This window comes from Streptomyces sp. NPDC054840 (assembly GCF_053611065.1).
Window position 1 is genome coordinate 1 of the sequence record NZ_JBSGZP010001108.1, and the last position, 1,366, is coordinate 1,366.

The 1,366-nt window shown below is 70.6% G+C and carries 1 protein-coding gene and 1 pseudogene; both read left to right on the forward strand.

Annotated elements, in window-relative coordinates:
• Positions 1-379: pseudogene (locus tag ACWGIU_RS37940) on the forward strand (hypothetical protein); the annotation flags it as partial.
• Between the two features lie 346 nt (positions 380-725).
• Positions 726-1,322, forward strand: a complete 597-nt coding sequence (locus ACWGIU_RS37945) for a winged helix-turn-helix domain-containing protein (protein WP_453712643.1) — start codon at positions 726-728, stop codon at positions 1,320-1,322.
• Positions 1,323-1,366: the final 44 nt, after the last annotated feature.

Genomic DNA, 1,366 nt, shown 5'->3' on the forward strand with positions numbered 1-1,366 from the left:
CCCCACAGGGCCGGCGGGCGCTGTCAGTGGCGTGTGGGACGGTGTGGTCATGTTGGCGATCAGGATCCAGACGGAGCGCGGCGAGTCCTACGAACGCCCCGTGCTCGGCGTGTTGTCCGAACTGGTGCAGCGCATCGGCGCGGAGGGGGACCACTTCGTCATCGTCGAGCGGATCGCCGAGGACCCGGACTGCTACATACAGGTCTGGCACGACGCGGGCGCCGACTACCAGTTGGAGCACCGGGACGGGGCCGCGGAGCGGCACTTCCAGGCGTATCTGCCCACGGCGGCCGAGGTGGTGGAGGTCATGGCGCGCTGGGCCCGCCAGGAGAAGGGCTGGGACATCGGGCCGGGGTGGCAGCCGCTGCGCCTCACCTGAGGGTCTACTTTGTCCGGGATTGACCGAGGTCGTCTCTCGGCATATGAGATAGTGATCCATTCTGCGAGACGGGGCCTGCCCCGCAGAGGTGACATCTGCTTGAATGGGGCCATGGCCAGCCCTTCGCACACCTCGTCAGGTCGCAGCGACCTCGAGCCCTTCTGGCCGTCCCGTCAGGATCACGATTACGACCGGGAGTGTTGCCGCGCGAAGAACGCGCCGGCCCTCTAAAGCCTCCGGGATCACTCATCCGACCTTCCACGAGGCCTTCGGTCTGCGCGGTATCGACATCGATGACGTACGCACGTCTCCTGCCGACCACTCCGCGTGAAAGAGCTGACCACTCATGGCGAACACCCGCTCCCTCTCCTCCGCCGCCACCGCTGCGACCTCTCCCCTGACCTATCCGCCCAGTCCGCGCCACCGGCTACGTTCCGTTGACCGAGACGAAGTGTCCCGAGTCGTGGACCTCCTGCCGCCGGGCGCCACCTGGCTGCCCGCGCCCCAGCACACCCTGCCGACGCTGCCGGGCCAGCCGCCGATGATCGGCTACCTGGTGCTCGTACCGGCCGACCAGCAGCCCCCGATCGCCTTCGCCCCCCAGGCGGTGGCCGCCGCCGTCCCTTCGGCTCCCGCCGCCCCCGCCCCCGCCGGCCCGGGTGACGGCCTGGTCCGGATCGACCCGGCGCAGCGCACCGCCCAGGTCGACGGCCGGGTGCTCGACCTGACGTACCTGGAGTTCGAGCTGCTGGCCCACCTGGTGCAGCACCCGCACCGGGTGCACAGCCGGGACCAGCTGGTCACCACGGTGTGGGGCTACGGGCACGTCGGCGACGGCCGGACCGTGGACGTCCACATCGCCCGTCTGCGCCGCAAGCTGGGCGCCTCCCACCGCGCCGCCATCCAGACGGTGCGCCGGGTCGGCTACAAGTACGCCCCCTGAGCCGCCGGTCGGCCTGACGACGGTGGGCCCGTACTCCCCCGGGG